The organism is Salipiger sp. PrR003, assembly GCF_010500785.1.
GTDB classification, from domain to species: domain Bacteria; phylum Pseudomonadota; class Alphaproteobacteria; order Rhodobacterales; family Rhodobacteraceae; genus Salipiger; species Salipiger pacificus_A.
Genome location: NZ_JAAGOV010000076.1, coordinates 113,840 through 138,325 on the forward strand (window position 1 = coordinate 113,840; position 24,486 = coordinate 138,325).

Annotated in this window: 22 protein-coding genes; 10 read left to right on the forward strand and 12 right to left on the reverse strand. The window is 57.2% G+C overall.

Annotated elements, in window-relative coordinates:
- Positions 1–114: 114 nt before the first annotated feature.
- Together G0D83_RS25110 and G0D83_RS25115 are read left to right on the forward strand one after the other, a co-directional pair.
- Positions 115–1,317 (forward strand): hypothetical protein, encoded by a 1,203-nt coding sequence (locus tag G0D83_RS25110; protein ID WP_164197308.1) that lies wholly within the window; start codon positions 115–117, stop codon positions 1,315–1,317.
- Between the two features lie 78 nt (positions 1,318–1,395).
- Positions 1,396–2,310, forward strand: a complete 915-nt coding sequence (locus tag G0D83_RS25115) for a hypothetical protein (protein WP_164197309.1) — start codon at positions 1,396–1,398, stop codon at positions 2,308–2,310.
- Here G0D83_RS25115 and G0D83_RS25120 read toward each other — a convergent pair.
- The gene (locus tag G0D83_RS25120; protein ID WP_164197310.1) at positions 2,297–2,896 is read right to left on the reverse strand and encodes a hypothetical protein; all 600 of its coding nucleotides are present in this window, start codon (positions 2,894–2,896) and stop codon (positions 2,297–2,299) included. The two genes, G0D83_RS25115 and G0D83_RS25120, sit on opposite strands and share 14 nt — an antisense overlap.
- Before the next feature lie 64 nt (positions 2,897–2,960).
- On the opposite strand from G0D83_RS25120, the gene G0D83_RS25125 reads away from it, so the two are divergent.
- Positions 2,961–3,449: a DUF1682 domain-containing protein gene (locus G0D83_RS25125; protein WP_164197311.1), complete on the forward strand. Its 489-nt coding sequence runs from the start codon at positions 2,961–2,963 to the stop codon at positions 3,447–3,449.
- An 18-nt stretch (positions 3,450–3,467) separates the two neighbouring features.
- On the opposite strand, the gene G0D83_RS25130 is transcribed toward G0D83_RS25125, so the two are convergent.
- The 6 genes from G0D83_RS25130 to gyrB all read right to left on the reverse strand — a co-directional run bounded on the left by G0D83_RS25130 (position 3,468) and on the right by gyrB (position 11,467).
- Positions 3,468–3,776, reverse strand: coding sequence for an H-NS family nucleoid-associated regulatory protein (locus G0D83_RS25130; RefSeq protein WP_164197312.1), 309 nt, complete (start codon positions 3,774–3,776; stop codon positions 3,468–3,470).
- A 104-nt stretch (positions 3,777–3,880) separates the two neighbouring features.
- Positions 3,881–4,897 (reverse strand): hypothetical protein, encoded by a 1,017-nt coding sequence (locus tag G0D83_RS25135; protein WP_164197313.1) that lies wholly within the window; start codon positions 4,895–4,897, stop codon positions 3,881–3,883.
- Positions 4,898–4,987: 90 nt separating this feature from the next.
- Positions 4,988–7,705, reverse strand: a complete 2,718-nt coding sequence (gene gyrA, locus G0D83_RS25140) for a DNA gyrase subunit A (RefSeq protein WP_370457315.1) — start codon at positions 7,703–7,705, stop codon at positions 4,988–4,990.
- Between the two features lie 147 nt (positions 7,706–7,852).
- Positions 7,853–8,344, reverse strand: a complete 492-nt coding sequence (locus G0D83_RS25145) for a polymer-forming cytoskeletal protein (RefSeq protein ID WP_164197315.1) — start codon at positions 8,342–8,344, stop codon at positions 7,853–7,855.
- Positions 8,345–8,589: 245 nt separating this feature from the next.
- Positions 8,590–9,024, reverse strand: a complete 435-nt coding sequence (locus tag G0D83_RS25150; RefSeq protein WP_164197316.1) for a hypothetical protein — start codon at positions 9,022–9,024, stop codon at positions 8,590–8,592.
- Positions 9,017–11,467 carry a DNA topoisomerase (ATP-hydrolyzing) subunit B gene (gene gyrB / locus G0D83_RS25155; RefSeq protein WP_164197317.1) on the reverse strand — a complete coding sequence of 817 codons (2,451 nt, stop codon included), beginning with the start codon at positions 11,465–11,467 and terminating at the stop codon, positions 9,017–9,019. The genes G0D83_RS25150 and gyrB overlap by 8 nt, the downstream gene beginning before the upstream one ends.
- 152 nt (positions 11,468–11,619) lie before the next feature.
- Between gyrB and G0D83_RS25160 the strand changes: the two genes are divergently transcribed.
- Positions 11,620–12,030 (forward strand): ribbon-helix-helix domain-containing protein, encoded by a 411-nt coding sequence (locus G0D83_RS25160; protein ID WP_164197318.1) that lies wholly within the window; start codon positions 11,620–11,622, stop codon positions 12,028–12,030.
- Between the two features lie 415 nt (positions 12,031–12,445).
- Positions 12,446–15,787, forward strand: a complete 3,342-nt coding sequence (locus G0D83_RS25165) for a DotA/TraY family protein (protein WP_164197319.1) — start codon at positions 12,446–12,448, stop codon at positions 15,785–15,787.
- A gap of 29 nt (positions 15,788–15,816) precedes the next feature.
- Here the strand turns inward: G0D83_RS25165 and G0D83_RS25170 are convergent, their stop codons facing one another.
- Positions 15,817–16,209, reverse strand: coding sequence for a hypothetical protein (locus tag G0D83_RS25170; protein WP_164197320.1), 393 nt, complete (start codon positions 16,207–16,209; stop codon positions 15,817–15,819).
- Positions 16,210–16,536: 327 nt separating this feature from the next.
- Between G0D83_RS25170 and G0D83_RS25175 the strand changes: the two genes are divergently transcribed.
- Both G0D83_RS25175 and G0D83_RS25180 read left to right on the forward strand, forming a co-directional pair.
- Positions 16,537–17,109: a hypothetical protein gene (locus tag G0D83_RS25175; protein ID WP_164197321.1), complete on the forward strand. Its 573-nt coding sequence runs from the start codon at positions 16,537–16,539 to the stop codon at positions 17,107–17,109.
- Positions 17,110–17,176: 67 nt separating this feature from the next.
- Positions 17,177–18,085, forward strand: a complete 909-nt coding sequence (locus tag G0D83_RS25180; RefSeq protein WP_164197322.1) for a hypothetical protein — start codon at positions 17,177–17,179, stop codon at positions 18,083–18,085.
- 277 nt (positions 18,086–18,362) lie between these two features.
- Here G0D83_RS25180 and G0D83_RS25185 read toward each other — a convergent pair whose 3' ends face one another.
- Together G0D83_RS25185 and G0D83_RS25190 are read right to left on the reverse strand one after the other, a co-directional pair.
- The gene (locus tag G0D83_RS25185; protein WP_164197323.1) at positions 18,363–19,568 is read right to left on the reverse strand and encodes a hypothetical protein; all 1,206 of its coding nucleotides are present in this window, start codon (positions 19,566–19,568) and stop codon (positions 18,363–18,365) included.
- 101 nt (positions 19,569–19,669) lie between these two features.
- Complete coding sequence (locus G0D83_RS25190) at positions 19,670–20,356, reverse strand: hypothetical protein (RefSeq protein ID WP_164197324.1); 687 nt, start codon at positions 20,354–20,356, stop codon at positions 19,670–19,672.
- A gap of 51 nt (positions 20,357–20,407) precedes the next feature.
- Between G0D83_RS25190 and G0D83_RS25195 the strand changes: the two genes are divergently transcribed.
- Positions 20,408–21,148: a thioredoxin domain-containing protein gene (locus G0D83_RS25195; protein WP_164197325.1), complete on the forward strand. Its 741-nt coding sequence runs from the start codon at positions 20,408–20,410 to the stop codon at positions 21,146–21,148.
- A gap of 3 nt (positions 21,149–21,151) precedes the next feature.
- Here the strand turns inward: G0D83_RS25195 and G0D83_RS25200 are convergent, their stop codons facing one another.
- Complete coding sequence (locus G0D83_RS25200) at positions 21,152–21,943, reverse strand: hypothetical protein (protein WP_164197326.1); 792 nt, start codon at positions 21,941–21,943, stop codon at positions 21,152–21,154.
- Between the two features lie 88 nt (positions 21,944–22,031).
- Here G0D83_RS25200 and G0D83_RS25205 point away from each other — a divergent pair, with 88 nt between their 5' ends.
- A complete protein-coding gene (locus G0D83_RS25205) occupies positions 22,032–22,589 on the forward strand; it encodes a hypothetical protein (protein ID WP_164197327.1) in 558 nt (185 codons plus the stop codon).
- Between the two features lie 119 nt (positions 22,590–22,708).
- Here the strand turns inward: G0D83_RS25205 and G0D83_RS25210 are convergent, their stop codons facing one another.
- Positions 22,709–22,963 carry a YlcI/YnfO family protein gene (locus tag G0D83_RS25210; RefSeq protein WP_164197328.1) on the reverse strand — a complete coding sequence of 85 codons (255 nt, stop codon included), beginning with the start codon at positions 22,961–22,963 and terminating at the stop codon, positions 22,709–22,711.
- 191 nt (positions 22,964–23,154) lie between these two features.
- Between G0D83_RS25210 and G0D83_RS25215 the strand changes: the two genes are divergently transcribed.
- Positions 23,155–24,444, forward strand: a complete 1,290-nt coding sequence (locus tag G0D83_RS25215; protein ID WP_164197329.1) for an ATP-binding protein — start codon at positions 23,155–23,157, stop codon at positions 24,442–24,444.
- Positions 24,445–24,486 lie beyond the last annotated feature (42 nt).

Consider the following 24,486-nt stretch of genomic DNA (forward strand, 5'->3'; position numbering starts at 1 on the left):
GGCGTCTGGACATGGATGAATTCTATGACGTACATCTCATTTCGTCAACTATTCTAATAGATTCTCGTATGCCGGTGCCCAGCGTAGCATCGCAGGATAAATGCCGGAGGTGCCATGTTCCTTGCAGACGCTCTCTATGGACTTGTTAAACAAGTTGACGATCCTGAATTTCAGAAAGTTCTCGAGAAAATCCCACACTCAGGTGGCCTGAAGTTCATCCTGAAAAGGTCGCGGGCGCTTCTCGAGGATTTCGATCTCTATACCTTCGAGCGCTCGGCGCTGATCGCGGCGTCTGACCTGCGCGCAGACCGGCAGGCGGGCCTCGAGGCAATCGCCGGCAAGGTGCTCGAGAAGCCCAAGAAAATTTACCTTGAGGCCAATTGGAAAGACCGGCGCCAACTCTTTGCGCAGCTCCCGCGGATGCCGGAGAAGCAGATGCCGGTCGAGTACGGAGAGCCCGTGCGAGTGGGGATTGCGCTCGAATGCAAGGGCGGTGGCAAGGCCACCCTGCAGACCGTCTGGAGCCACCCGCAGAGCAGCGTCAGAGACCTGATGAACAGCGGAATGATGCAGAGCCTGGGCTGCCACAAGAGGTTCCTGAAGCCGCTGAAACGGCTCTTCACCATGAACTGGTCGTTCTTCGAGATCGACATCGACATGTCTCGAGCAACCGACATGACCAAAGAGGACTTCCTCTTGCACTGTGAAAAGGTCGGCAGCGAGTGCTGGGAGATGCTCCAAAGCCAGAAAGAAATCTCTGAAATTGTTGGAGAGAAGTCTGTCGAGGAACGAGCGTTCGCGCTCTATCGCCTCAACCAAATCTGCGCCTTCTCGCTTCCGGACGATGCCAAAGAGCAGATCAGGGATATGCTTTCCCTGTCCGATAGCGATCCAAATGAAGTCTTGGCGACGCTCAGAGGGGATCTCGACGGCGAGGTGATCTACGGCATCGCAATGGCTGCTGTGATGGAACTCGAGGGGATCGACGTCGCAAGCGGTCCGAAGCCCTCGAGAAGCCGCGACACCCGCCGCAAGAAGCAGTCCAGGCCGCGAGTACGGGATCAAGCCGGGGGCTCCGATAAGCTCGGTGTGGTGTCGCTCGACATCGACCCCAAGCTCGTCGAGTACATCTACAATGGAGGCGCTCTGACACATGGCCGAGATGATATGCCTCAGTCCACAGACGGAAAGCGGAGAAGCCCCATCGCGCATCCTGTCAAAGGGCACCCCTTCACGACGCGTAGCGGCGAGATCAGGTACAGGGTTCCTCACTGGCGGGGAAAGGACCTCCGAAAGCGGATCAGCTCTGTTCGCTGAATGGACAGAAAGGATAGATAGTTGACAGAAGGGGCTTGGGGCGGTATCTGATCTTCATTCTATTCTTGAGGTCCATTTATGCCACTCCCCAAGCGGGCGTCCAACGCAGAAGTCATTGAGCAGGCAAAAACTGCAATGAATTGCACCCAGCGTGAGCTGGCCACGATCATCAAACACAGCAAAGACCAGCTCTACCGGTGGAAGACCGACCAGGTGTCCATGCCGCCGCATGTGAGGATCCAGCTTGAGACGCTGATCACGCAATCGAAGTCTGGAACGGGCGTCAACACCCTCATGCTGTCCATGAGCCGAGAGCCGCGCACGGGCACGGATGACTCGCCCATGCAGGCCTTCTTCAACGATATTGCCGGCCGCTTCGAGCTGTTCTCTGAAATCATGCCTTTCGGGCTAGACGTCACTGATCTGACCGAAAGACTGGTCGAGTTCGGCTTCCAACTTCCGTCAGTGGACGTGCCCACCGACCGGGCCCAAATGAAGCAGGCGCGGTTCATTTTCACTGGCTTCCTTCACTCGCTGGAACTCCTGCACCAGTGGATTGAAGCAAACCTGGTCGACACGTCGCAATCGGCCGCGCTTGGCCGTGAGGCCGTCATCGAGGCGAAAGGCCGAGTTCGCGATGGGCTTGTAGCGAGCGCGATCGCAAAGATGGATATCAGCTCGGTGAACGCAGGCTCCCTCAACACCGACATCTTCCTTGAGCAGCGGAAGAATACGCTCGATGCGTGGAACGATGACATCCGGGCCTTTGTGACCGCCTACCTTGCCGAAGGCTACGATCTCATTCGTAACCCCTTCCGGTTGACAGAGGCTGACAACGACGCCCTCTATTTCGAGATGGAGACCTGGGCGAACACGAAGACCACCGACATCACGGCGTACTTCACACTCGCTGAGCGCACCATCCTGCGCGAAGTACGCGCTGTGCGGAAACTGCTCAAAGAGCAATCGACAGGCCAGGCTACGGCCGCTTGATCTCGGCGAGGCACTGCTCGTAGTTGTCGTAGAGAATGGTGTATTCTTCGGAGATTACGCCATCTCCCATCTTGAGAACCACCTGTGCCCAGGCGCCACCTTCAATGCCCTCTGCAGCCGATACAAACTCCAGACGACCTTGCGTCTCGAGGCGAGATACCATCGCCTCGAGATTGATTGCGGTCGACAGACCTTCGCCAGAAACATAGGCAAACTCACCGATCCCCGCCATCGTCTCGATGAGAACGTCGGTGAGAGACTTCACAAGAAGCTTTTCAGGGTCGACGTCGAGCGTTTCTCTCGGCGCCGTATATGCACCAACGCCGCACACGCCAGCCTCCGGCGCAGCCAGGACCTCGAAACGAGACCACTCGTCGTCGCCGTTGGGAACACGCCTAAGAGCGACCTGCGGCTGTTCAATGGTTCCGATGCCCATTGCGCGACTGACCTCCATATCGACGTCGAGATCGGTGAGTGCGGTTCCCATCGGTAGACCGAGGTTTGGCGAGGCGTGGGCCCCACAGGCAAGCAGGGCCATGGCAGCGGAAAAAAATACGGGCTTGGGCTGAAGGTAGGCTTGAAGCATGAAAACTCGCAAAAATGACTCTCTCGGCATATATGCGAGAGTGTCATTGGAGATGTAAAAACAGATGAAAAAGTTTACGCAGGCCGCATTGGCGGCAACCGTTGCCCTATGCCTTCCTTGCGCCTCAATTGCTTCTGGGGCCTCTACGGATGAAGTTCCGGCCACCCAGGAAAAAGATCACCGGATGATCGTAGACGGGATTCCGGATCGGAAGTTGCCAGGTCACGAAAAGATGATGGATCGCATACGGGAGCGTCTTGGGCATCTCGACGAAAAAAGGGCTCACGCCGCTGAACAGCGGGCGATGCGAAAAGAGAAGGCATCCGAAGCGCGCGAGAAAAGAAAGGCAGCTTTGGAAAAGCGCCAGGAGGCCCTGCGAAAGCATGAGCAACGTGCTCGTGAGCGCAAGGAAATGATCAGCGAGTTGCGCAGTCTTCCGGGGCACGTAGAGGATCGCAAAGATCGACGCGGGGATGTCGTCTATCGTGCCGGATGCGAAAGCGGTGCTGGAAGACGGTCAGACGCAGGCGGCGAACGCTGCGCGTCAGAATAAGCGCCTTCCAGCATCCTCTTAGATCGAGAGGTCTTCGAGCGCTTTGCCGTTGTCGAGGGCCTCGATGACCCAATTGGGCTTACGGCCGCGGCCGGTCCAGGTCTGAGACGCGTCGTCCGGGTTGGCATACTTCGGAAGGCCTTTGCTGCCCTTGCCTCCAGCTTTCAGGTCTGCAACGGACAGACCATATTCTGCCTCAAGCTCACGCACTTTGGCCGCGAATTCGAGCTTCCGGGCATCTTCGACCTTTTCCATCTGCTTCGCGATATCTTTCTTGAGCGACTCAAGCTGATCGCGATCCAGATCCATCAGAAATGCGGTATCCATTTCTTCCTTCCTTCTTGTTTACTTCGTCGGGTCGGTAATGCGCTGGCTCATATACGAGCATTTCAGAGAATGCAAACACCACCGACCCGACGTTAGGTCACCGTTTATCGAAGAAAGTCAGGAACGTCGACTTCGACATCATCCGTCTTTTCAGACGTGGCGGATTCATCGTCGTCAGCCTGATCGCCATCTTCTTCGGACGCGCCGTCCTCTGCTGCCATCTGAGAGATATCGTCTTCCGAGAATTCCGATGCGCCCTCGGACTCGCTGGCGATCTCACCAGCCATTTCCTCGACGAGTTCCTCGTATTCGTCGGCGGACCCGGTGTCGGTCTCATCGCTGGTCTGTGCATCAGCATCCGCGTCGGAGAGGTCCTGTTCGCTGTCGAGTTCAGCAGCGTCGAGGAAATCGTCCTCTTCGTCATCGTCATCGTCATCGGACTCGCCGTCTTGCCCGGCGCCAACTTCCACCTCTGCCTCGGGTGCCCTCTCGGCTTCGGGTTCATTCGAAACCTCTGCAGTGCCCTGCTCGGTCGATGCGCTTTCGGGCTCCTCCTCCGAGGGCGCCTGAACCTCGCTGGTCTCCTCTGCCGTCTCTTCGGCGGAAACTTCAGCCTCCTGGCTTTCCGGGACAGCTTCACTCTCAGGCTTGGGATCGGTCGCAGTCGCCAAAGCGTCCGGCTCCGGTGCGGCAGGCTCTTCCTGCGAGGTTTCTACGGCAGCGGTCTCGCCGGTTTCGTCACCTGTCTTGGGGGCCTCTGCAGCCTCTTCTGCCGGCTTGGTCTCGCTGGCATCGGCTTTCTTCTTGCGCGTACGCCGCTTGGGCTTCACTTCGACGATCTCGAGCATGCCCATCTCGGCCAGCTGCGAAACGCGGCTGTCGATCATCGCGCGAACCTTGTCGGCATCGAGCTCTTCCGGAAGGTCCGTGATGAAGTCCGCAAAGTCTTCGGTACCCTGATCGAGCCGCTCCTGCGCGTCCTCGTTCGCCTTGCGCAGATCTTCGAGTTCCTTTTCCTTGGCCTCGATATCGAGCACCAGTTTGGAAATCTCAGTCTCTGTTTGCGTGTTCCGCACAGCAAGTTTCTCGCCGTCGCCGATAATGCTCAGAAGGTCCTTCATTGTATTCTCCATTAGTCAATCTATTCTTATGACAACATTGTCGGGAAGTCAATAAAAAGAATAAAGGCCGGGAGTTTCCCGGCCTTTAAGTTATTCTTCGATTTCGATGTCCTCGTCGTCCGGGGCGGGGACCTTTGCGACCGTCGTGATCGTCTTCCCGTCTTCGAGTTTGACGAGCTTCACCCCTTGCGTTGTCCGACTTGCTTTTCGGATGCCCTCGATCGGAATTCGGATGGTCTGGCCATCCTTCGTCATCATGACCAGTCCGTCTTCTGACGTGACCGGGAAACAAGCGAGGAGAGGGCCAGTCTTCTTGTTGATCTGAGCAGCTGCAAGCCCCTTCGCACCCCGGTTCGTGGTCCGGTACTCATATGCGCTGGACCGCTTTGCAAAGCCGTTCTCCGACACCGTCAGAAGGATCTGCTCCTGCGCCTCGATTTCGGCCATGCGGGCTTCGGACACTGTGACGGTCCGCTCGTTGCCTTCCGAGCCAAGTACGACGGTCCCGCCATTGTTGAACGCGTGGCGCTCATCGTCGGTGACATCGTTGCCGTGCAGAAGACAGGCGCTGATCACCTGGTCGTCCTTTGCGAGCTGCATGCCGCGGACACCGGTCGATGTGCGCGAGCCGATGACCCGCAGATCGCCGACACGAACTCGCGAGCACATGCCCTTGCGGGTCGCGATCATGATCGTGTCGTCGTCACGGCACAGCAGGACGTTCACGAGCTTGCCCTTCGGATTGCCGTTCTCATCATCAAGCGGCATCGAGATCTTCCCCCGCTTGTTGATCGACATGAAGTCAGCTGCACGGCTGCGGCGGATGTTGCCGAAGTCCGTGACGAAGACCATGCTGAGGTCTTCGATCTCGTCAGGGTTTTCCGGCATCGGAATGACCGACGAGAGATACTCGCCTTCCGTCGAGCGCAGCTGCATGTAGTTGATCATGGGCCGGCCGCGGGCGTTGATGGCCCCCTCGGGGAGCTGCCATGCTTTCAGAGAGTGAGCGATGCCGCGCGAGGTGAAGAAGACAAGCGGGCTATGCGACGAGCATGTCATCACCGATGTGATGAAGTCGCCATCCTTCATGTCCATGCCACTTCGGCCACGGCCGCCACGCTTCTGTTCGCGATAGGCATCAAGGTCGGTGCGCTTGACGTAGCCACCATGCGTGAAGCTCAGGACCACTTCCCGGCGTTCGATGAGGTCCTCGTCATTGAGCACGTCGAGCTCGTTCGCTTCGATCTGCGTACGGCGCGGGTCCGCGTAGCGTTCACGCGCTTCCAGCAGTTCCTGCTCGACAACCGAAATCAGAACCTGTCGATCATTCAGAATACGCACGTAGCCGCGGATTTCTGCGGACAGCTCGCGAGATTTCTCGGCGATCTTGTCTCGCTCCATCCCCGTGAGGCTGCGCAGGCTCAATGCCAGGATGGCGTTTGACTGCTCCTCGTTGAGGTGGAATTCGTCACCGGGCGCGTGGAACTCGTTGTCCGGGTCAGCGTCAGCAAGAAGACTCTGAAAATCGCCCTCAACCGGGAACGGCAGAGCCATCAGGCGAGCCCGTGCGGTATCGACATCAGGTGCCGACTTGATCAGTTCCACAACCTTGTCGACGAGCGAGACTGCAGCGTAGAGGCCGATCTGTTTGATCAGGGCATCGCGCGCGTTGGTCAGATCATGGATGGTACGGCGGCGCACGACGTCCTTGCGGAACGCGACGAAGGCCCTGATCTGCTCCATGAGCGGCATCACCTTCGGACGTCCATACTCATCGAGACACGTCGCGTTGACCGCGAACGTCGTCACAAGCTGGGTGTGCTTGCGAAGCTTGTTCAGGATGATGTGCGGGTCCGTGTCGCGACGCATGTCGATGACGATCCGCACGTTGCTGTCGCGGTCGGATTCATCGCGCACATCTGTGATGCCATCGAGAATCCTGTCCTTGTCATTCGCCAGATCTCCGATCTTCTCGAGGAAACGGGCTTTGTTCACCGAGTACGGAAGCTCGGTGATAACGATGCGGGACTTCCCGCTCTTGCCTTCCTCGATATCCGACACACCGCTCAGCACAATCGAGCCGCGCCCAGTTTCGTACGCATCACGGATTCCGGCCTTGCCGCGAATGATGCCCCCGGTCGGAAAGTCCGGGCCCGGCATGATCTTCATGACGTCATCAAGGTTTGCGGCAGAGTTGCGCAGAACCAGCAGGCACGCATCGATTGCTTCAGCCGGGTTGTGTGTCGGCAGCTTCGTCGCCATGCCGACAGCGATGCCCGCGCCGCCGTTGATCAGCAGGTTTGGGATGACGGTCGGCAGAACCTTTGGCTCGAGTTCTTTGTTGTCGTACGTCGGCGACCAATCGACCGTCGAGCGGTCATAGTCACGGGTCATCTCGTGGGCGCCGCGGGTCATGCGAGCTTCAGTGTAGCGCATAGCGGCCGGCGGATCACCGTCGATCGAGCCGAAGTTGCCCTGACCGTCGACCAGCGGCAGGCGCATCGAGAAGTCCTGCGCCATGCGGACCATCGCGTCGTAGATCGCCGAGTCACCATGCGGGTGGTATTTGCCCATCACATCGCCGACGACGCGCGCAGACTTGTTGTAAGCCCGGTCCTTTGTGAATCCGCCTTTGATCATCGCATAAAGGATGCGGCGGTGCACCGGTTTGAGGCCATCACGCACATCGGGCAGGGCGCGCGAGACGATCACTGACATCGCGTAATTCAGGTACGATGACTCCATGACACGCCCGATCCCCACGTTATCCGTGGATCCGGACGGCCTATCCATTACATCTTGGGACATTGATTAGCCTTATTGGTTCAGGATGAACTCTATTCATAAAAGGTTTTCATGTCAACAAAGCCAAGGATAGGTTGGGAGGCTTGAAGACAGGAAAGGCGGACACCTGGGCCCGCCTTTCTGCTGATACTCACGTAAGAGGTGACTTGGTCAGTCGCCGGTTACGCGGGAGAGGTCTTCAGAAGACGAAGCGCTCGGACGGGAAGCAGAGTCGCTCGCCCCTCGCTGATCAGCTGTTCGGTGGGATTGGACGACGCGCGGATAGCGGCGTGCGTTCGCGCCGGTCGATGCCATGACTTCATCATCGGGACTGTCGAGCTCGGCTTTGCGGATTTTCGCGCCCGGCTCGAGGCCATATTCGACGGCCATGAACTTGCCTTCGAGGGTCGACGTGGCGGTAGCGAAAATCTTGTTCGCGGTGACCTGGCCGACCAGTCGGCCCGACGACGAAACGGTTTCTGCGTCGACCTTGCCTTGAACGTCGCCATCCTCATCGATCATGAGGCGGTAGCAACGCAGGTTGCCCTCGAATGCGCCGATGACACGCACGTCGCCCTCGCTCTCGAAGTCTCCTTTGAACATCGTGCCACTTGCGAGAACGGTCACTGTTTCGTCGTCAATTTCATTCTTTTTGGAATTCATTTTATCTCATCTCCTAAGCTATGCTACGCCGGGTCACCCGTCTGACCAGACACGCTTCCAAAAGATTGCTTGTTTGCAATGCAAGGATAGGAATAGCGGCGCAAAGGATAGATGTCAACGATTTATTCTAGGCATTCTTTACGCCGCACGGCGCGAGATATTTATGAACTCCGGAACGCGACAAAATAAATGCCGGTCCGCAGTTACGCAGACCGGCAACTCATGCGCCTATTTTCAGCGAGAGATCAGGTGACGGCCAGGAAGCCCTGATCAGCCGCGACTTTCGGGTGTAGGGTTTTCAGAAAGCCATTTTTCGAATGGAGCTTTCCCGCTCGGCCCGAGACTTCGCACGTCGTCGAACTCATGAGCCCAGCGAAATCGACCAGAGCATTTAGCACCGGATCGTAGACCGACAGATAGACTTGCAGCTTGCCGTACTTCTCTTTGACTTGCGTGAAGTAGAGTTCCTCGAGGTCGAACGCATCCGGATCATTCTGCAGGCGATTTCGTACGTGCTGATTGATCGCAATCGCCAGGTTGAGCACGATGAGATCCCAGCCGGCCTCGTGCTCGAACTGGGCTATGCTCGGCTGCCCAAGATCGTTCTGCAAAAGGTAAGGGGCGGCCTCCGCGACCGCCCTCCAGATGTTTGATGTCTCATCTCTTGCCGCGTCAGGCATCGAGGTTCTCCACCAATGCCGCATTGGCCTCAATGAATTCACGCCGGGGCTCCACGACATCGCCCATCAGCGTGCTCATGATCATGTCAGTGTATTCGGCATCATCGATCGTGACACGCAGGAGCTTGCGGTTTTCAGGGTTCAGTGTGGTCTCCCAGAGCTGGTCCGGGTTCATCTCGCCCAGACCCTTGTACCGCTGACGCGACAGCCCCTTTTGACCACGCGCCAGGACGTAGTCGAGCGCTTCCTTGGGGTCGAAGAAGGTCTTCGTCTCGCCGTCGGGCGCTTTGACGCGAGCGCCCTTGAGATAGACCTTTCTGAGATCACCGAACGATCCAAGCACTGCGCGTGCGGATGGGTTGTCGCAGATCGTGCCCGGGACGCGGATTTCGCTGTCGACGCCCCGCTGACGGTAAGAGATCACCATGTCCCCTCCATCGACGGCGCCGGACCACCGCGTGGCGTAGACCCGGTCACCCATGATCGAGGCGATGAAATCTGCGGTCTTCGCCAAGCTTTCATCTGTCTCATATGCCGCCGGATGGAAGGCGCCGGCAACAGCCATCGCGCTTGTCAGCGGGAGGAAGTTGATCTCGTTGTCGACCGTCTCGATCTGCTTCACTGTGCTGCGGAGTACAGTGAAGTGCTCGATGAGGCTTTCTTCGAGAAGCACAGTCCCGTCAGCGAGCACCATCTCGAGGCCCTCGACGCCGCGGTCCAGAAGGTATCCGTCCAGCGCGTTGTCGTCGAGCAGGTAGGTCTTCGGCTTGTTCGGGCCCTTCGAGACGCTGTAGAGCGGCGGCTGAGCGATGTAGACATAGCCTGCCTCGATCAGCTCCGGCATGTTTCGATAGAGGAACGTGAGAAGAAGCGTACGAATGTGCTCTCCGTCGACGTCGGCGTCCGTCATGATGATGATCTTGTGGTACTTCGTCTTCTCGATATCGAAGCCGTCCGCGCCGATGCCGCAACCGAGAGCATTGATCAGCGTACCGATCTGCTCGGATTTCAAGATTTTGTCGAGGCGCGCCCGCTCGGTGTTGAGCACCTTGCCTTTCAGCGGCAAGATCGCCTGATTGCGCCGAGAGCGCCCCGTCTGGGCAGAGCCCCCTGCGGAGTCACCTTCAACGATGAAGAGCTCGGCTTCACGCGGGTCCTTCGTCTGGCAGGGCTTCAGCTTGCCAAGCAAGTTTGCAATTTCCAGACCTGACTTCTTGCGCGACATCTCGCGAGCCTTCCGGGCTGCCGCGCGAGCCGCAGCGGCTTCAGCAGCCTTGCCGATGACGGCCCTGGCTTCATCCGGGTGCTCATCGAGCCACGAAGAAAGGACGTCGTTCAGAACCGCTTGGACGGGTCCGGTGACCTCGGACGAGACCAGCTTGTCCTTTGTCTGCGAGGAGAACTTCGGATCTGGTACCTTCACCGAAAGAACGCAGGTCATACCTTCGCGGATATCTTCCGCCGAGAGGGCGATCTTCTTCTTCCCCTTCATGTTGTCTTCGGCGTACTTGCCGACGCACCGCGTCAGAGCCGTCCGCAGCCCCTGCAGGTGGGTGCCGCCGTCACGCTGCGGGATGTTGTTGGTGTAGGCCAACACGTTTTCAGAGTAGCTCTCGTTCCACTGGATAGCGGCTTCCACCGTAATCGTCACGTCACGGCCTCCGGCGGCCACAGTACGTTCACCGCGCGCGACGATCGGCTTTTGCATGATCGATGTGCGTGCGCGGTCGATGTACTGCACGAACTCAGCAACGCCGCCGTCGTAGTAGAGATCGTGCTCGCCAACGCCAGCGGATGTTTTGTCGGTGAACTTGATGCGCACGCCCGAGTTCAGGAATGCAAGCTCACGAAGACGTTTGAGGACGATGTTGCCGTCAAAGACAACGCTCGAGAAGACGTCGGGGGACGGCCAGAATGTGACGATCGTGCCGGTCTTCCGCGGCGCCTCGCCGACAACTTCAAGCGGCTGGTCGAGAACACCATCCTTGAACGTCAGGAAGTGCTGTTTGCCATCACGGAAAACCGTAACCTCGACCCTTTCAGAGAGTGCGTTCACAACGGATACGCCCACGCCGTGCAGACCACCAGAAACCTTGTAGGAATTCTGGTCGAACTTACCGCCGGCGTGCAGCTCAGTCATGATGACCTCGACGGTTGGCTTGCCTTCACTCTTGTGCATGTCCACAGGAATGCCGCGGCCGTTGTCGCCGACCGTGACCGAGCCGTCTTTGTTCATGGTGACAGTGACGGCGTCACAATGCCCAGCAAGCGCCTCGTCGATCGAGTTGTCGACGACTTCCTGGATCATGTGGTGCAGGCCCGAGCCGTCATCGGTGTCCCCGATGTACATGCCGGGGCGTTTGCGAACCGCTTCTAGGCCCTTGAGGACTTTGATTGATCCGCTGTCGTACGCTTCGGTTGCTTGCGTCTGTTCAGTACTCATCTCTGGAAAGCTATCCTTTTGGCTTACCCATATTAGTATCGGCGCGCCGGAAACATGTCAACTATTCTACGTCCGAGCGAAACATGATGGATAGATGGGTTGACAAAACATGAACAGTGTTGTCACATAGTGCCGAACAGGGACCAATCTCTATGAAGTTGAAGACAGGGACGCCGCCAAGCCGGCTCGGGAAAAAGCAAATCATCGCATACGTCGCGCCTGAACTCGCAGAAGCCGTAGAGCGCCTCGAAGAACGAGACAACATCTCGAAACAAGAAGTCGTCGCTCGAGCGATCAACGCAGTATTGCACCGGCACGGCCGGGAACCCATCCTCGATCTCGGGCATTATCGTCTTGTTCGTCGCCGAAAGGGAAAGTCAAAGCCGAGGACAAGCGACAAGCTCCCCCTTTGCCGACGTGGTCGACGCGGTGTCGGCGGCTGGTATGACTACAGCAAGGTCGCTCGTGTCGGGGAGTTCGCTCAAGACGTCGATCTCTCAGTCCAGCGCATCGTCGAGATCGGGCTCGAGCACGTGACAGGGATACGTCAGATCGACGTCTGATCCGGCTGACCCTTTTTTGAGCCGACTTGAACGCGGCATAAAAATAAGGGCTCTGACAAAAGGTAGAAAAAAGGGGTTGCAGGTGATGATGTGATATTGTAGATAAAATGCAGCTGTTTAGCTGGATATCGCTACTGTTATCCGCCGCACAGGCGGCTTAGAAGAGCGCAAATACTTTGTCCCGTGCCCCCATTGCGTTACCCGCCGCACAGGCGGCTTAGAAGATGCTTTCAAGCGTGGACATGGAATGTTTGCTGTTACCCGCCGCACAGGCGGCAGAACCCCGGCTCTTGTAGTCGGGGTTTTCCTTTTTCAACAACTCTAGACATCTGCACCTTCGCGCGCACTTGACATCCGAAAAACAAATTTAACAGCCGGCGACCAGTTTGGGAGAACGGCTAAAGGATTGAGGCGGATGTCTAGAGAACAGATCAAGGATCGCGTGAAGAGCGAAGCCAAGGATTTCGTCACTGATGGATTGCTCGGAGCCCGCGAGTGGGAGCAGTCGAAAGTATGGTATCTCACAGGGTTTAGTTCGATCGCCGCCGGCGCGTCGAAGGGTCTCTCCGGGGCTGGCCGCTCAGGTAAGTACACTGTTGGCCTGATCAAGCACGCATTCTCTCGCGAGAAATCTGAGCCGCTCGCGTGCGACAGTTCTGATCCGCGGGTACGCTTCGGCGCAGCTATGGAGCGCTATCAACTCTCTGAAAACGAAGTCTCTGAAATTCATCGCCGGTCGACACAGATGTCTATCGTGTGGATGCTGATTGTTACTGCTCTGACTGTGTGGGGTTTCTACTACGCGAGCAATGAAGGCGGCGCTGCGGGGCTTGCTGGCTTCGTGTGTCACTTGTTCGCGGTGCCAATGATGCTCCGGCAACTGTTCTGGAACTATCAGCTTCGGCACCGCTCGCTGAATTCTTTCAGAGACTTCGTTCGGTCTGGTGACTGGCTGCCATTTGGTAGAGCAACGGCGGGCATCATGCTCGCGATCGCCGCGGGTGCTGCCATGTTCCTCGTTCCCGGCGCCGCATATGCTGCTGATGGGTTTTCCGGCCTGGACTTCTTGACTGAGTCCGCAAGCCAGCCTGGCACGCTCTATTACGAATTGCTCCAAGTCCTGGCGCCCGTCGGTCCGGTTGAACCAGGCGCCATGCAGTCACCCTGGGCGGGCCCGCTGAGCAACGCCATGCGCGTGTTCAACGTCACGCTGCTGTCAGTCGGCGGCGCGATGCTCGGATGGCATACGATGTCGGGGATGGTGTCGACAGCGCACGAAGGCAAGATGCTCGGCCAGAAGTGGCACCAGATCTGGGCGCCGATCCGTGTCACTGCAGGTGTCGGCTTCCTCGCTCCGATCGCTGGCGGCTTCTCTGCCGTGCAGATCCTGGTACTCCACGTTGCGCTGTGGGGGAGCGCCTTCGCTGACCTCGTGTGGAACGCTTATACGGATACGTTCCGCGACCAAGCCTACATGACAAATCTGCTCAACACTGGCACTGATGAAGAGTACACAGACAAGTTCGGCAATCCGCTCCCTCGGAAAGATATGTCTGCTAGCGTGAAGGCATTTGCTGATAGCGAAAACGGCCGACAGCTGATTTTCGGACTCATCGAGCGGCAGGTCTGTATGCGTGGCCTTCAATACGGTCTCGAACGAGCCGCGGCGTCTCTAGAGAACCGCGGTCAGTCGGTGCCGGCCGACATCTCGACTGCGTCAGGTGCTGATGCAGAAGCGATCTTGACCCGCTTCAAGCAAATGTCACCCGACCTGGCGGCCGGTATTAGTGCGGACACGAACACCCAGGGTAGCTCAAACACGATCACTTTCTTCGATATCTTCTCCCAGCAGCCCCAGCACCGCGTCGGGATCGGCAAGGAGAACGGAACGCTGTTCAGTCGCTTCACGTACCCACCTGCGGACGAAGGAACCAAACTGCTCATTGAAGAAGGCGGAACGGCAGCGGTCACGTGGAACTTCGGCGTATGTGGCACAGTCAAGATCAACCCGTTTTCGATCGAGAAGCTCCAAGAAACACTGGCTCTCGACCCGTCGAGCTATCAATCCCTTGAGCTCGTCGCAGACTGGAATCCGCTGCAGTATTCGGAGCCGAACTGGTCTGCGGTATCTGCGGACTTGCTGCAGCACCAGGTCGCATACAACCTTGTTATGAACTCGGCCGAGCAGATCGGTGCGCAGGTCGACGCTACCGTGTTGCCGCACACTCAACTAATCGCCGACATGATCTTCAATTCTGTAGTCTATATGCCGGATGCAATGAATGGGATGACGCCGCAGGACATCGAGTCAATCCTCGTCGACGCTGACGGTCCGCTTGTGGAAACTCTCGCAGCGGCATATCAGGCATGGCTCGACATCATCAATACGCAGCGCGCATCCGTCGGTGACAACGTCTACGATCTCATCGACACAACCGATATGAATCCGTATATCGACATGGCCCAAGAGAAAGGTTGGGCTGCTGCGGGCGCATTTTATATGGTTCTCGCAAAGACGCAGCAGAATAATTACAATATCGACCAGATTGAGGCATCATTCGGTGGAGGTTTCACGAATTGGAACACGAACGGCATGGTGATGCGTGACGATCTTCTTGATGTCTTCGGCCGGAATGCTCAGGGGGAGGGATTGATCGCGCGCTTCGCGCAAGTTCGATCCCTGAACTATGATGCGATCATTGAAAGCGAAGAGGCCATTGCGAAGGAGTTCACTGCGAAAAATATTGAGAGTGATGCCGAACTTTCAGGATTCTTGCCGGAGGATAGTGTCGGCGGCTGGATTGAGAAGAACACGATCGGCTTCATCAAGCAAAAGCTGACTGAACTTCAGAACTTCGTGGCATCCGGTTTGCTTGACCTCATTCTGATGCTTGAGCCGGATCCCTACTTTGCTCTCGTCGAGATGGTCAACTTTGGCCTTACACTCGTCAACATTGCAACAATGCTTTGGATCATGAGCATGCTCGGGTTCCTTCTCGGTGCCGTGATAAAGGGAGGCCCTATTGGGTACGGGATCGAGAAGGCAACCGGAGGTGCAATAGAAGGTATTTTGAATAGCGTAGTCGGCATCCTGAAGTTCTTGGGCACAATTATCTTCGTGCTAGGGATCGTCCATGCATTCATCCTTCCGATGATCCCATACGTCTTCTTCACATTCTTCACTCTCGGCATGGTCATTCTGATTGCTGAAGCGATGGTGGCGGCTCCGATCTGGGCTCTTATGCACGTGCGCATGGACGGTGCGGAGTTTGTCGACAACATGCAGCGCCCGGGTTACATGATTGTCTTCAACCTGTTCTTGCGACCGACGCTTGCCATTCTCGGGCTCATTTTCAGCTTCAGCGTATTCTCGGCAGGAATGTGGCTCGTGAATGCGACGTTTGAAATTGCGGCGAGGTCGACTATGTCGGACGGTCTCAGCATTGTGGGCGTCCTCGTCATGGCATGCATCATGACATACATGCACTATCAGATCGCTACGCGCGCGTTCGGCTTGATTACAGAAGTGCCCGATCGTGTGACCCGTTGGTTCGGCCAGGGCGGCGAAAACCTGGGCGAAGCCGAGGAAGCGAAGCGTACAACGGCTCTCTTCGTCAATTCGGCAGAGAGCAGGATGCGCGAGCTTGGAGGCCTGACAAAGGGAAGTCGTCCTGAGAAGGAAAATGACCCGAAGGACAAAGATCCTGAGGCTGGCGGCGGGAACAATAGAAAAGCGTCTCCGCAGTCCAAAGACTGAATAGAAAAGAGGGGCCTAATGGCCCCTCTTTAGTCGAATATCTTGGCGTTGCATATCATGTCAAACCAGCCTCGGAAGGCGCCACCTTTTCTTGCAGCTGCGTCTTGTATTCGTTTGAAATAAACGATATCCCGCTTTTGCACGCGCTGCCCCTTCCGAGGTCCATGCGGTATTCGAATGTCATGCCTAGACTCTGCCCGAGCAGGATTATTTTCCGCACCTCCGTGAACTTGATCTAGGAGGTCGAGTAGATAGTTCCTCTCAGCCTCCAGCCCCGCGTAGTGAAGCGACCACACTTGCTTGTCGTGGCTACATTGGGCAATCTGTTCCTCGAGACCAGCGCAATGACGCTTCCATTTTTCAATGCTCAGGGCGCGCTGATCAGCTTTCGCCTTGTTGTAGCCTGCGGCAAATTCCATCATGTTCCGTTCCATTCATTCCTTGGCCGCGCTGCGGTCTCGTGTGCCAGCATACGCTTTAGCGCTTCGCGGACAACATGTGCTTTCGATACCTTCATCTCGGTACAGTAGGCTCCCAATTCATCGTACAAGGTCTCCGGCAGCTGCACCGGAAGGACTTTGATCTCGACACCGTCAGGGTGTATCCGCGGTCTTGCCATCAGTTGATCTCCTTATGTTTAATATATAGGAAACCACACTTGAGTGTCAACATATTTGTAGAATAGATTTCACGCTACTTTGTTCTTCGTGAGCTATATGTGGAGTGAACAGAAAACCGGAGACAGGACGATGCAGACTACACGGGCCCCTAGACGCATTCGGCAAGTCTTGTTCGATGTTGTAACCAAGTCGCTGATGCGGTTGGGGATCATCATCTTTTGTCTGCCACTCGCAATGGGAGTGCTAGCTTCCTACCCGAAGAAATTCGCAGACAGAACAGGGATTTTAACGATATTTGCGTTGTCCTTCATTGTTACAGGCCCGGTTTTCGTCGGCGCGCTACAGCCGATATTCGACACTCTTGATGATGTGCTGGTTGAAGATTTGCCCAGTTCGAACGATCAGATCGTATCGCTAGTTGCGTCGGTCCTCTTTCTGCTGCTTGGTTATATCGTAGCGCGACGTTGCCGTGATGTTGTCGGCCATGTTGGAGCACTTGGTGTAGCGGCAACCAGGGCATCAATAGCCTTTGCGATTGCGAGCACTGCCTTGTGCGCCACATGGCAAGTGCTCGATGGAGATCGCGGTAGCGCGATTAGCGCGATCGTCGGAGCGGGTAGCGTGATCCGGAACGCTGATGGGGCGACACAAGACCAGATTCGGGCCGAGTTCGAAGCACTGCGATTTGATCGCGAACGATAGGATCAGTTGTGTCATGCGCATCGAAGCGAACTTTCCAGCAAAGCTCATCAGATAGGAGACGAGTCGCATGGATAAGATTGATAAGGACGCTCTGAGAGATTTCGAGAAGGACATCGAAGAGGCAAAGCGACCGAAGTCGGAAGAGAATGGCGTATCTAGATCTTCGAGCCCTTCGGCCGGAGTGGCCAAAAAGGAACCGGACGAAGACGACGACTTCAACATGGGCTCACAAGCTGCGATTCCTCGACCTGGGGACTCATCAGAGCCCCGCAGCGCCACTGGTGGTGGCCAAAACCTCGGCGTGATTGGCGGCGCTCTGGTTGGAACAGCGCAAGTTGCCAAAATGGGTGTAGGAGGCGTGGTGGCCGGAGTGAAGGGTGCCGGCCGTCTTTGGGTCAATCACCAGGCTAGCCAGAGTGCCAAGAATGTTCAGGCGTTCACTAACAATATGAACAAGGCTATCAAAAACGATGCAGAGCTTCGGCAGCATGTGGCCGAGCACCAGGCGACATATTCCGGGTTCACGGCTCGGGCGCAGGCACTTGCGAGTTCTGAGGAATTCAGGGCGCTCTACGACACGAAAGAAGACCGTGTTGCTTCAGCGCTGATGCAGGTTCAGAGAGAGAACCCCGATATCAGCATGAGCGCCTACGATAAGTCTTGCACGAAGATGTCTGAGCTCGCTGAAAACCAGAGTGAACTCGTCACGAACTTCAACACGAGGCGGTTCAAAAACGTGATGGCTGGCGCCACTGCGGACGAGCAGGAGACGATCCGTGATGCGATCGATGCCCAACTCGGAGATAATGGCGGGCTCGCGGCTGCAGGTAAGTCTTCTCGGATCACAAGTGACGCGGAAAAAGAGAACGAAAAAGATATGCAGTCTCGGCTTGAGCAGCTTCGCGAAATGATCGCAGAGATCGTCCGGAACTTCATGAACAGAGTGTTTGGCCACGGCGGCCCCAAGCCAGGCTGAGCGTGATGCCCAGCGCACCTCAAGAGGTCGCCTTCGGGCGGCCTCTTTCGTTTTCAGATAGCATACGACCTCTGTCTCCGCATCGGTCAGGGCCGGCGGAACCCAAACTCTGAATTCAAGAACTCTGATTTCTAGAAGTCGCACGTATACAAACCCCAGGGAGAGGCAAGCCCCCAGACAGCCCCAAAGCCAGATGAGCACCCGCGCCCCGGCCTCTGTCGCCAACGAAAAGGGCCGCCCGAAGGCGACCCTGACACTACCTAGACATCCGCGATGATTACATCGAGGGGGCAGCAGCCTCGCCATAGTTCGGCTTCGCTTCGAGCACCGGGGTTTTCGGCATGAAGTAGAGCGAGTCGGCACGGTGATCTCGGACGAAAAGAACACGCATCTCTTCGATGTCGACCAGTTCGAGGCGCTCGGGTGCGTAGACCCGGCCGACCGCGCGAAGGGTCGCTTCCGGGATTTCCACGCGCTCACCGCGCTCGAGGTAGGCTTCGAAGTGGGCGGCGACCGTCGCGGTGGGATCATCGGCAAACTCTTCGCTCTGGCGCCCGGTTTGGTAGACACGGATGTCTTCCATTGGCGTGTCTGTGATCGGCGCGTAGATCTGCCGTGCGGTCTTCACCATGCTTTCGTCGCGGGCTGCAAGGCCTCGTACCATGCTTTCGAGAGACCGGAGTTCATGCTTGCTGGTGAAGTGCGGCAACTGGAAGCCTTCTCCCAGGCTTTGGAGCGCAGTGTCCCAGCTCTCCGCCGTCAGGCGCATATCGCCGGCTTCGACGCTGACCTGTTCACCGCTCACACGCTCTGCTTTTGCGACTTCGATCGCGTTGTTGAGCATGTAAGCGGCTTCTTTCATCGACATCTCGACGTCGCCGCGCTCTTCCATGCGATTGTGCAGCCCTTCGTTGACCGCGGCGAAGAAGCCGATCATGTCGAACTCGACGTCGTCCGCTTTCTTCACAGCCGCTTGGAAGCTTCCACCGAGGCTTTGAGTGGTGAGTTTCGAAGCGACGGTGCCGTCTGCTGTCACGAATGCGAGGCCATGGTTCCGCTCGAAGGGCACTGCGGTCAGCTCGCCAGTCTCCGCTTTGTACTCGACGATGTCGCCGAATTCATTGACGGCGATTGTGCGCGGGGCCGACAGTTCGCTTGCCGAGGCGCCTTCGACGATCTCACCATCGAAGCGGAAATCGCTGCCGTCGATCTCAGCAGCTTTGAGAACGAGCCCGAGGCCATTGTCGAGATCGAACACCACGTCGCCAGGAGACACTTCGACGGTTGAGGTAACGGGATATTCCTCCTCGTCGTAGTCGTCATACTCATAGTCGGTGACGATCTCAACGGACCCAACGCCGGCGTCATCGATCACGCGTGCAACGGTTCCCGATCGGCCGATGGTTGCGACCTGGGCTGTGTGAAACAGGCCTTCGCGTTCGAACGCTTCGGCTGCTGAGACGACTTGAGTTTCTTCGGGCATGTAAGGCTCCTATCCTTTGAGATTCTGCGCTATCACTCAGCTGCGCAAAATAAGGATAGAGACAACGCTCCGCAAGGAATAAATCGTGCTTCCAGCGCAGGTCACCAACGATCGCACAGGGACTGCCAGTATCGGTAGGACCCAGGGGAGTCGAGCTCGCCGTGGAGACTGTTCCTGTCGACAACAAGGTTGGCGACGCTCCGCTCGAAGGTCGACTTCATCGTGCTGATCGCGAGCCTGGAGATGTCGCCCGAAGAGCGGTAGCGCTTGGGGAAGTCCCGGGCGATCGCAGCGACCAAGTCATTCTTGACTGCGGGCACATGACTGCGGAGTGTCTGATCGTTGATTTTCACGTGTTCTCGCTCGTGCCGGAGGGTGACATCGTATTGGCATGAGCCGGGCGCGAACTCTCGTGCGACGTAGACGACCATCGAAGAGTACCCGAGCTGAAACTCAACAAGCGATGGCCACACACATGTGCTGCCGTCGGTGAGCGTTGCCACGCTGAAGTTGCCTTTGATGCCCGAGCGCAGGTTGCCGACGGTCAACCCGTTGATGACGGAGTGCGAATGTAGCGCAATCTGCCCCTGGGATTTCTGCGTGAGCTGCTGGCGATCGAGGGTGCGGTCGTACTGGACTGTGGTCGACAGTGGCACCATCTGAACATTGACCCGCGGGTAGGATGAGCGGCCCTGAAATACATCAATGCATTGCTGGTCCGCGGCTTGGGCGGTGTCCGCGAAGAGTGCCGAGATGGCCGCATAAAAAATCAGGAGAAAACCACGCATTCACATATCTTCAGTATCGTTTGAACTACATGTATGCACGAGGAATAAAGAATGATGACCAGAGGGAAGGTCGCGGCCGTTTTTAGAACGGTCGTCTGGAGTGTTGGGGTCTCAGCTGCTCTGGGGCTGCAGGCGTCTGCTGAGACCGCGGGTCTCGGCGGAACGGAGCTACCGGAGGACTTCTTTGGAAAATCAGAGTCCATGGAGGCGCCGGTGGGGCACAATCCCGAGCCGGGTTTTCCGATCTTTCCGCGGGTCGGCAATCTGCAAGCGCCGGTGTCGATCGAGTACTTCTACAGCTCGGACTGCGAGAGCTGCGCGGACGCCTCCCGGGCTCTGTTTACCCTGCTTTCTCAGGGGGAGGACGTCAACGTGACTTTCCATGGCGTGGGCACGTCTGAAGAGGCATATGTGGACGCCATCGGGGAGGTTGTGCTCTTCAGCATCGATCCGAAGCTGTTCGAGCTCTTTCACTTTGGATCGATGATGGCTTTCGACCAAGGAAAGACTCTGAATTCTGTTACCTTCATGGGTGAGATTGCCGCGCAAGCGGGGCAGGTTGACGTTCTGCAGGCGCGTATGGAGCACTACGAAGAGTGGACGGCATCCCTGACTCTGAATTCCGAGATCCTAAGCGCACTCGAGGCTGAAAACCTGCCGGTCTTCGTTATCAACGACGTGAAGTACGAAGGTTTTGCAAGCCTCGAGGACCTGGTCGGCGCCATTCGCATTGCAAATGGGGAGGAGCTCATGCAGCAAGGAGTGGTGCCAGGCGCCGGCCAGGGGCGCTGACGATCAGGCCCCCATTCCGTGCCCAGAGTGCCCAGCGCGCAGGTCCCGGCGCATTTCGAGGTCCCGCAGAAGGCGGCATTGGGTGGTGTTTTCGAGGGCCTCGGTAAAAATGCTCTCTGGGACCTTTGATCCGCCGGAGGGCAGGGCCTCGGGATGACCGCCGAAGTAGTCGCATATGGCCTCAACGAGGTCGACACGGAGAGCGTCATTGTCGGGGTCGACGCCTTCAGCCCGCAAGCCTTCTCGCAGGGGTTCGGGGAGCGGCAGCGGGGAGCCATCACGCAGCTCACGTATGTCTTCATCTTCGAGATCGAGAATGATGTCTGTCACATCGATCGTCTGGCTTGCGCCGCCAGCACTATGGATATCGGCTTGGATTGTGTCCGCAAGCAGAACGGCACTCGCCGCAGGGATCGTCACTTCCAGCTCGGCCCCCTGAAGGGTGGGGAACACGCAGGTGAGCATTTCAGAGTCCGTGTCTGGCGTCCGATGAGAAGAATGGACGGTTCCGTATCCGAGGAAGCCTGCGAACTCATTGTCGCGGCAGAGAACCCGCCGATCCTGAAAACTGCACTCGCCGTTATCGCGTGCTTGCTTGGCGTCTTGAATGGCGCGCTGCCACCCAGTCTCTTTCGAGAAGACAACGTTCGTTCCGTCCGCTTCCGTTCCAGCAACTTCAAGAATGGGCTCATCGAGTTGCTTGAGCACAGCGAAGACCTGCTGTGGCGCCAGGGCGCGCTGGGCGAGGTGAACACGGACGCCGTCCGCAACGAGGCAAGAGACATTGCTGAGCATGGAGAGAAATTCCTTAAAATCTTGAACCGTATGTGTACAAAGAATAGAATGTCGCAAGACGGCCGTATGAATTGGCCGAGGAGAGCTTATGAAGACTTGGTTGATTGGTTGCGCGCATTTTGGGCATTGGGGCATCTACAAGTTCACGCGCGACAACGGCGAGCGGCTGCGCCCGTACGCTGACAATCCAGAAGACGGTGATGCGTATCTGATGCAGCGCTGGCAGGAGACGATCGCGCCGGACGACAAAGTCTACGTCATGGGGGACGTATGCATCTCGAAGAAAAGCCTGCAGTTGCTCGAGGGGTTGAACGGCAGGCTTACGCTGATCAAGGGCAATCACGACCGCTTCAAGCTGCGCGACTACCTTCCGTACTTCGATGACATCCTGGCCGAGAAGGAGGTTGCTGGCTGCATTCTTTCCCACCGGCCGATCCATCCGGGATCGTTGCCCAGGCACTGCTTTGGCAACATACACGCGCACACGCATGATCGCTTTGTCATGATGGAGACTGCACACGGATCGGTACGAGACCCGCGATATTTCAACACATGCGTTGAAGTCTGTGATTTTCGGCCGGTGCTCTTGCAGACAGCAACGAACGAGCTCGCACGTCTGAATCCAAAGCCTCCCGAGAAAGACTGACGACGTAGGGAGGCAGGGCGTCGTCATTTCGACGTGGGAGGCCTCGGGGAAGAGATCCGCGAAGGGCGCGCCGAACAGACTGGTACGCACGTTCGCACAGGCCTTATTTCGCGCAGGCCCTATACCGTATCATCCGGCTCCGGCGGCACGTCGGGCGCCTTATCGAGACTTCCCGTCAGCTCGCCCCGCTTCGCACCGGCGGCGCTAGCTTTGAGGAAGTCGTCCGCCGTCTGGACCGCTCCGATCTTCTGTGCGACGGCCGTAACGATCCACTGGTTTAGCGAAACGCCGTCCTCTTTGGCTAGCCGCGCGGCGGTCTCTTTGAGCGACTGCGGCAGTTGCAGCGGGTATTTGTAGCGTTGTGTCTGCGTCATCTCTCTCCGACTTTCCGATGTAGTGTGCGCCAATCCGACGGGAGATGCCCCGTGCCTCTTGTAGATGCCCAGTCGGGGGCACGAAGTGAACAAACTCTGCGAAGCCTACTATACAAATGATCAACCCACAAATAGACAATCCGCCAGCTCTCGGCTAGCCTCTTTGGTGAAGCAGCAGAAGGGTGAGGTGCATGGTTGACGACGACGAATATCTGGCCAGGCATCTTGTGGATGAGCTCGAGGAAGCGCTCGCATCCGCACGCGTGGTGAACTTGGTTGGACCTCGTCAAGCCGGAAAGACGACTCTTGTGCGCGATCTCTTCCACGTAGGACGGTTCATCACGCTCGACGACGCTGCGATCTTGGAGGCCATTGAGGCTGACCCTGAGGGACAATTGGAGAGCCTTGTCGGTGGCCTGGAAGGCGGACCACTGATCATTGACGAAGCACAGAGGTCAAAGAAGCTAGCGTTGGCAATCAAGAAGATCGTCGACGTTAAGCGTCAAAAAGGGCAGTTCTTACTGACCGGCTCGTCGAACGTTTTCACAACCGCGGAGGTCTCGGACTCGCTTGCTGGAAGGATGCGAACTCTCAAACTATGGCCTCTCTCGGCCGCAGAAATCAAGGGCACGCAGGTCAATCGTCTTCTCGATTGGGCAATGCAAAAGGAGCCATCCCTCTCGCAGATCGGAGCGCTGGAGCCGGCGACACGCAGCGACTACATCGATCTTCTTCTGGCAGGCGGCTACCCCGAGGTGAGAAAGCTTCCGGTAAGGCCTCGTAAGCGTCAGTACCGTGACTACATTGATGCCGTGGTCGATCGGGACGTGGCCGACGTTCTGCCGGTGCGCAAGCCGAACTCTTTGCGTATCCTGATTGACCAGATGGCTTCGAGGACCGGCCAGGAAAGCAATGCGACTGAGCTCTCGAAGCTGGTCGGACTCCAGAGACCAACCCTCGATCAGTATCTGGATATCCTCATGCGACTGTCGCTGATAACAAAGCTCGGCGCTTGGACCTCAGGCGAGAGCCGCCGAGAAATCAAACAGCCGAAATATCACTTTGTGGACATAGGCGTCGCTTGCGCGTTGCGCCGCATCAACGCTGAGACCTTCGATATCGAGAACATGCCCCAAGCTCTCGGGCCACTGCTCGAGAGCTATGTTTTCGGCGAGCTTCAGCGCAGCTTGCCCATGCAGGACAACGACTGCCGCCTCTACCATTGGCGCAGTTCTGATCAGCGTGAGATAGACATCCTAGCCGACGGAGGAAATCGGCTTGTGTGCGTTGAAATCAAGGCGGCTTCGTCGGTCGACAAGACAGACTTCAAGCACCTGAGATGGTTCGCGTCAGACGGACCAGGCCGGGATCGGACCTGTACGGGGATCGTCTTCTACCTTGGGCGGGAGAAGCTGACCTTCGGCGACCGGAACTTCGCGTTGCCCGTCAGCGCACTTTGGAGCGAGATGATTGTATCTTGACTCGGAGAAGTACTGCGAAAGCGGGGGGCCGCGCAGTGTTTT

Excerpts from the sequence above, each read along its gene's own strand:
- G0D83_RS25110 (WP_164197308.1), top strand. The coding sequence starts at position 115 with ATGTTCCTTGCAGACGCTCTCTATGGACTTGTTAAACAAGTTGACGAT.
- G0D83_RS25115 (WP_164197309.1), top strand. The coding sequence starts at position 1,396 with ATGCCACTCCCCAAGCGGGCGTCCAACGCAGAAGTCATTGAGCAGGCA.
- G0D83_RS25120 (WP_164197310.1), bottom strand. The coding sequence starts at position 2,896 with ATGCTTCAAGCCTACCTTCAGCCCAAGCCCGTATTTTTTTCCGCTGCC.
- G0D83_RS25125 (WP_164197311.1), top strand. The coding sequence starts at position 2,961 with ATGAAAAAGTTTACGCAGGCCGCATTGGCGGCAACCGTTGCCCTATGC.
- G0D83_RS25130 (WP_164197312.1), bottom strand. The coding sequence starts at position 3,776 with ATGGATACCGCATTTCTGATGGATCTGGATCGCGATCAGCTTGAGTCG.
- G0D83_RS25135 (WP_164197313.1), bottom strand. The coding sequence starts at position 4,897 with ATGAAGGACCTTCTGAGCATTATCGGCGACGGCGAGAAACTTGCTGTG.
- gyrA (WP_370457315.1), bottom strand. The coding sequence starts at position 7,705 with ATGTCCCAAGATGTAATGGATAGGCCGTCCGGATCCACGGATAACGTG.
- G0D83_RS25145 (WP_164197315.1), bottom strand. The coding sequence starts at position 8,344 with ATGAATTCCAAAAAGAATGAAATTGACGACGAAACAGTGACCGTTCTC.
- G0D83_RS25150 (WP_164197316.1), bottom strand. The coding sequence starts at position 9,024 with ATGCCTGACGCGGCAAGAGATGAGACATCAAACATCTGGAGGGCGGTC.
- gyrB (WP_164197317.1), bottom strand. The coding sequence starts at position 11,467 with ATGAGTACTGAACAGACGCAAGCAACCGAAGCGTACGACAGCGGATCA.
- G0D83_RS25160 (WP_164197318.1), top strand. The coding sequence starts at position 11,620 with ATGAAGTTGAAGACAGGGACGCCGCCAAGCCGGCTCGGGAAAAAGCAA.
- G0D83_RS25165 (WP_164197319.1), top strand. The coding sequence starts at position 12,446 with ATGTCTAGAGAACAGATCAAGGATCGCGTGAAGAGCGAAGCCAAGGAT.
- G0D83_RS25170 (WP_164197320.1), bottom strand. The coding sequence starts at position 16,209 with ATGATGGAATTTGCCGCAGGCTACAACAAGGCGAAAGCTGATCAGCGC.
- G0D83_RS25175 (WP_164197321.1), top strand. The coding sequence starts at position 16,537 with ATGCAGACTACACGGGCCCCTAGACGCATTCGGCAAGTCTTGTTCGAT.
- G0D83_RS25180 (WP_164197322.1), top strand. The coding sequence starts at position 17,177 with ATGGATAAGATTGATAAGGACGCTCTGAGAGATTTCGAGAAGGACATC.
- G0D83_RS25185 (WP_164197323.1), bottom strand. The coding sequence starts at position 19,568 with ATGCCCGAAGAAACTCAAGTCGTCTCAGCAGCCGAAGCGTTCGAACGC.
- G0D83_RS25190 (WP_164197324.1), bottom strand. The coding sequence starts at position 20,356 with ATGCGTGGTTTTCTCCTGATTTTTTATGCGGCCATCTCGGCACTCTTC.
- G0D83_RS25195 (WP_164197325.1), top strand. The coding sequence starts at position 20,408 with ATGATGACCAGAGGGAAGGTCGCGGCCGTTTTTAGAACGGTCGTCTGG.
- G0D83_RS25200 (WP_164197326.1), bottom strand. The coding sequence starts at position 21,943 with ATGCTCAGCAATGTCTCTTGCCTCGTTGCGGACGGCGTCCGTGTTCAC.
- G0D83_RS25205 (WP_164197327.1), top strand. The coding sequence starts at position 22,032 with ATGAAGACTTGGTTGATTGGTTGCGCGCATTTTGGGCATTGGGGCATC.
- G0D83_RS25210 (WP_164197328.1), bottom strand. The coding sequence starts at position 22,963 with ATGACGCAGACACAACGCTACAAATACCCGCTGCAACTGCCGCAGTCG.
- G0D83_RS25215 (WP_164197329.1), top strand. The coding sequence starts at position 23,155 with ATGGTTGACGACGACGAATATCTGGCCAGGCATCTTGTGGATGAGCTC.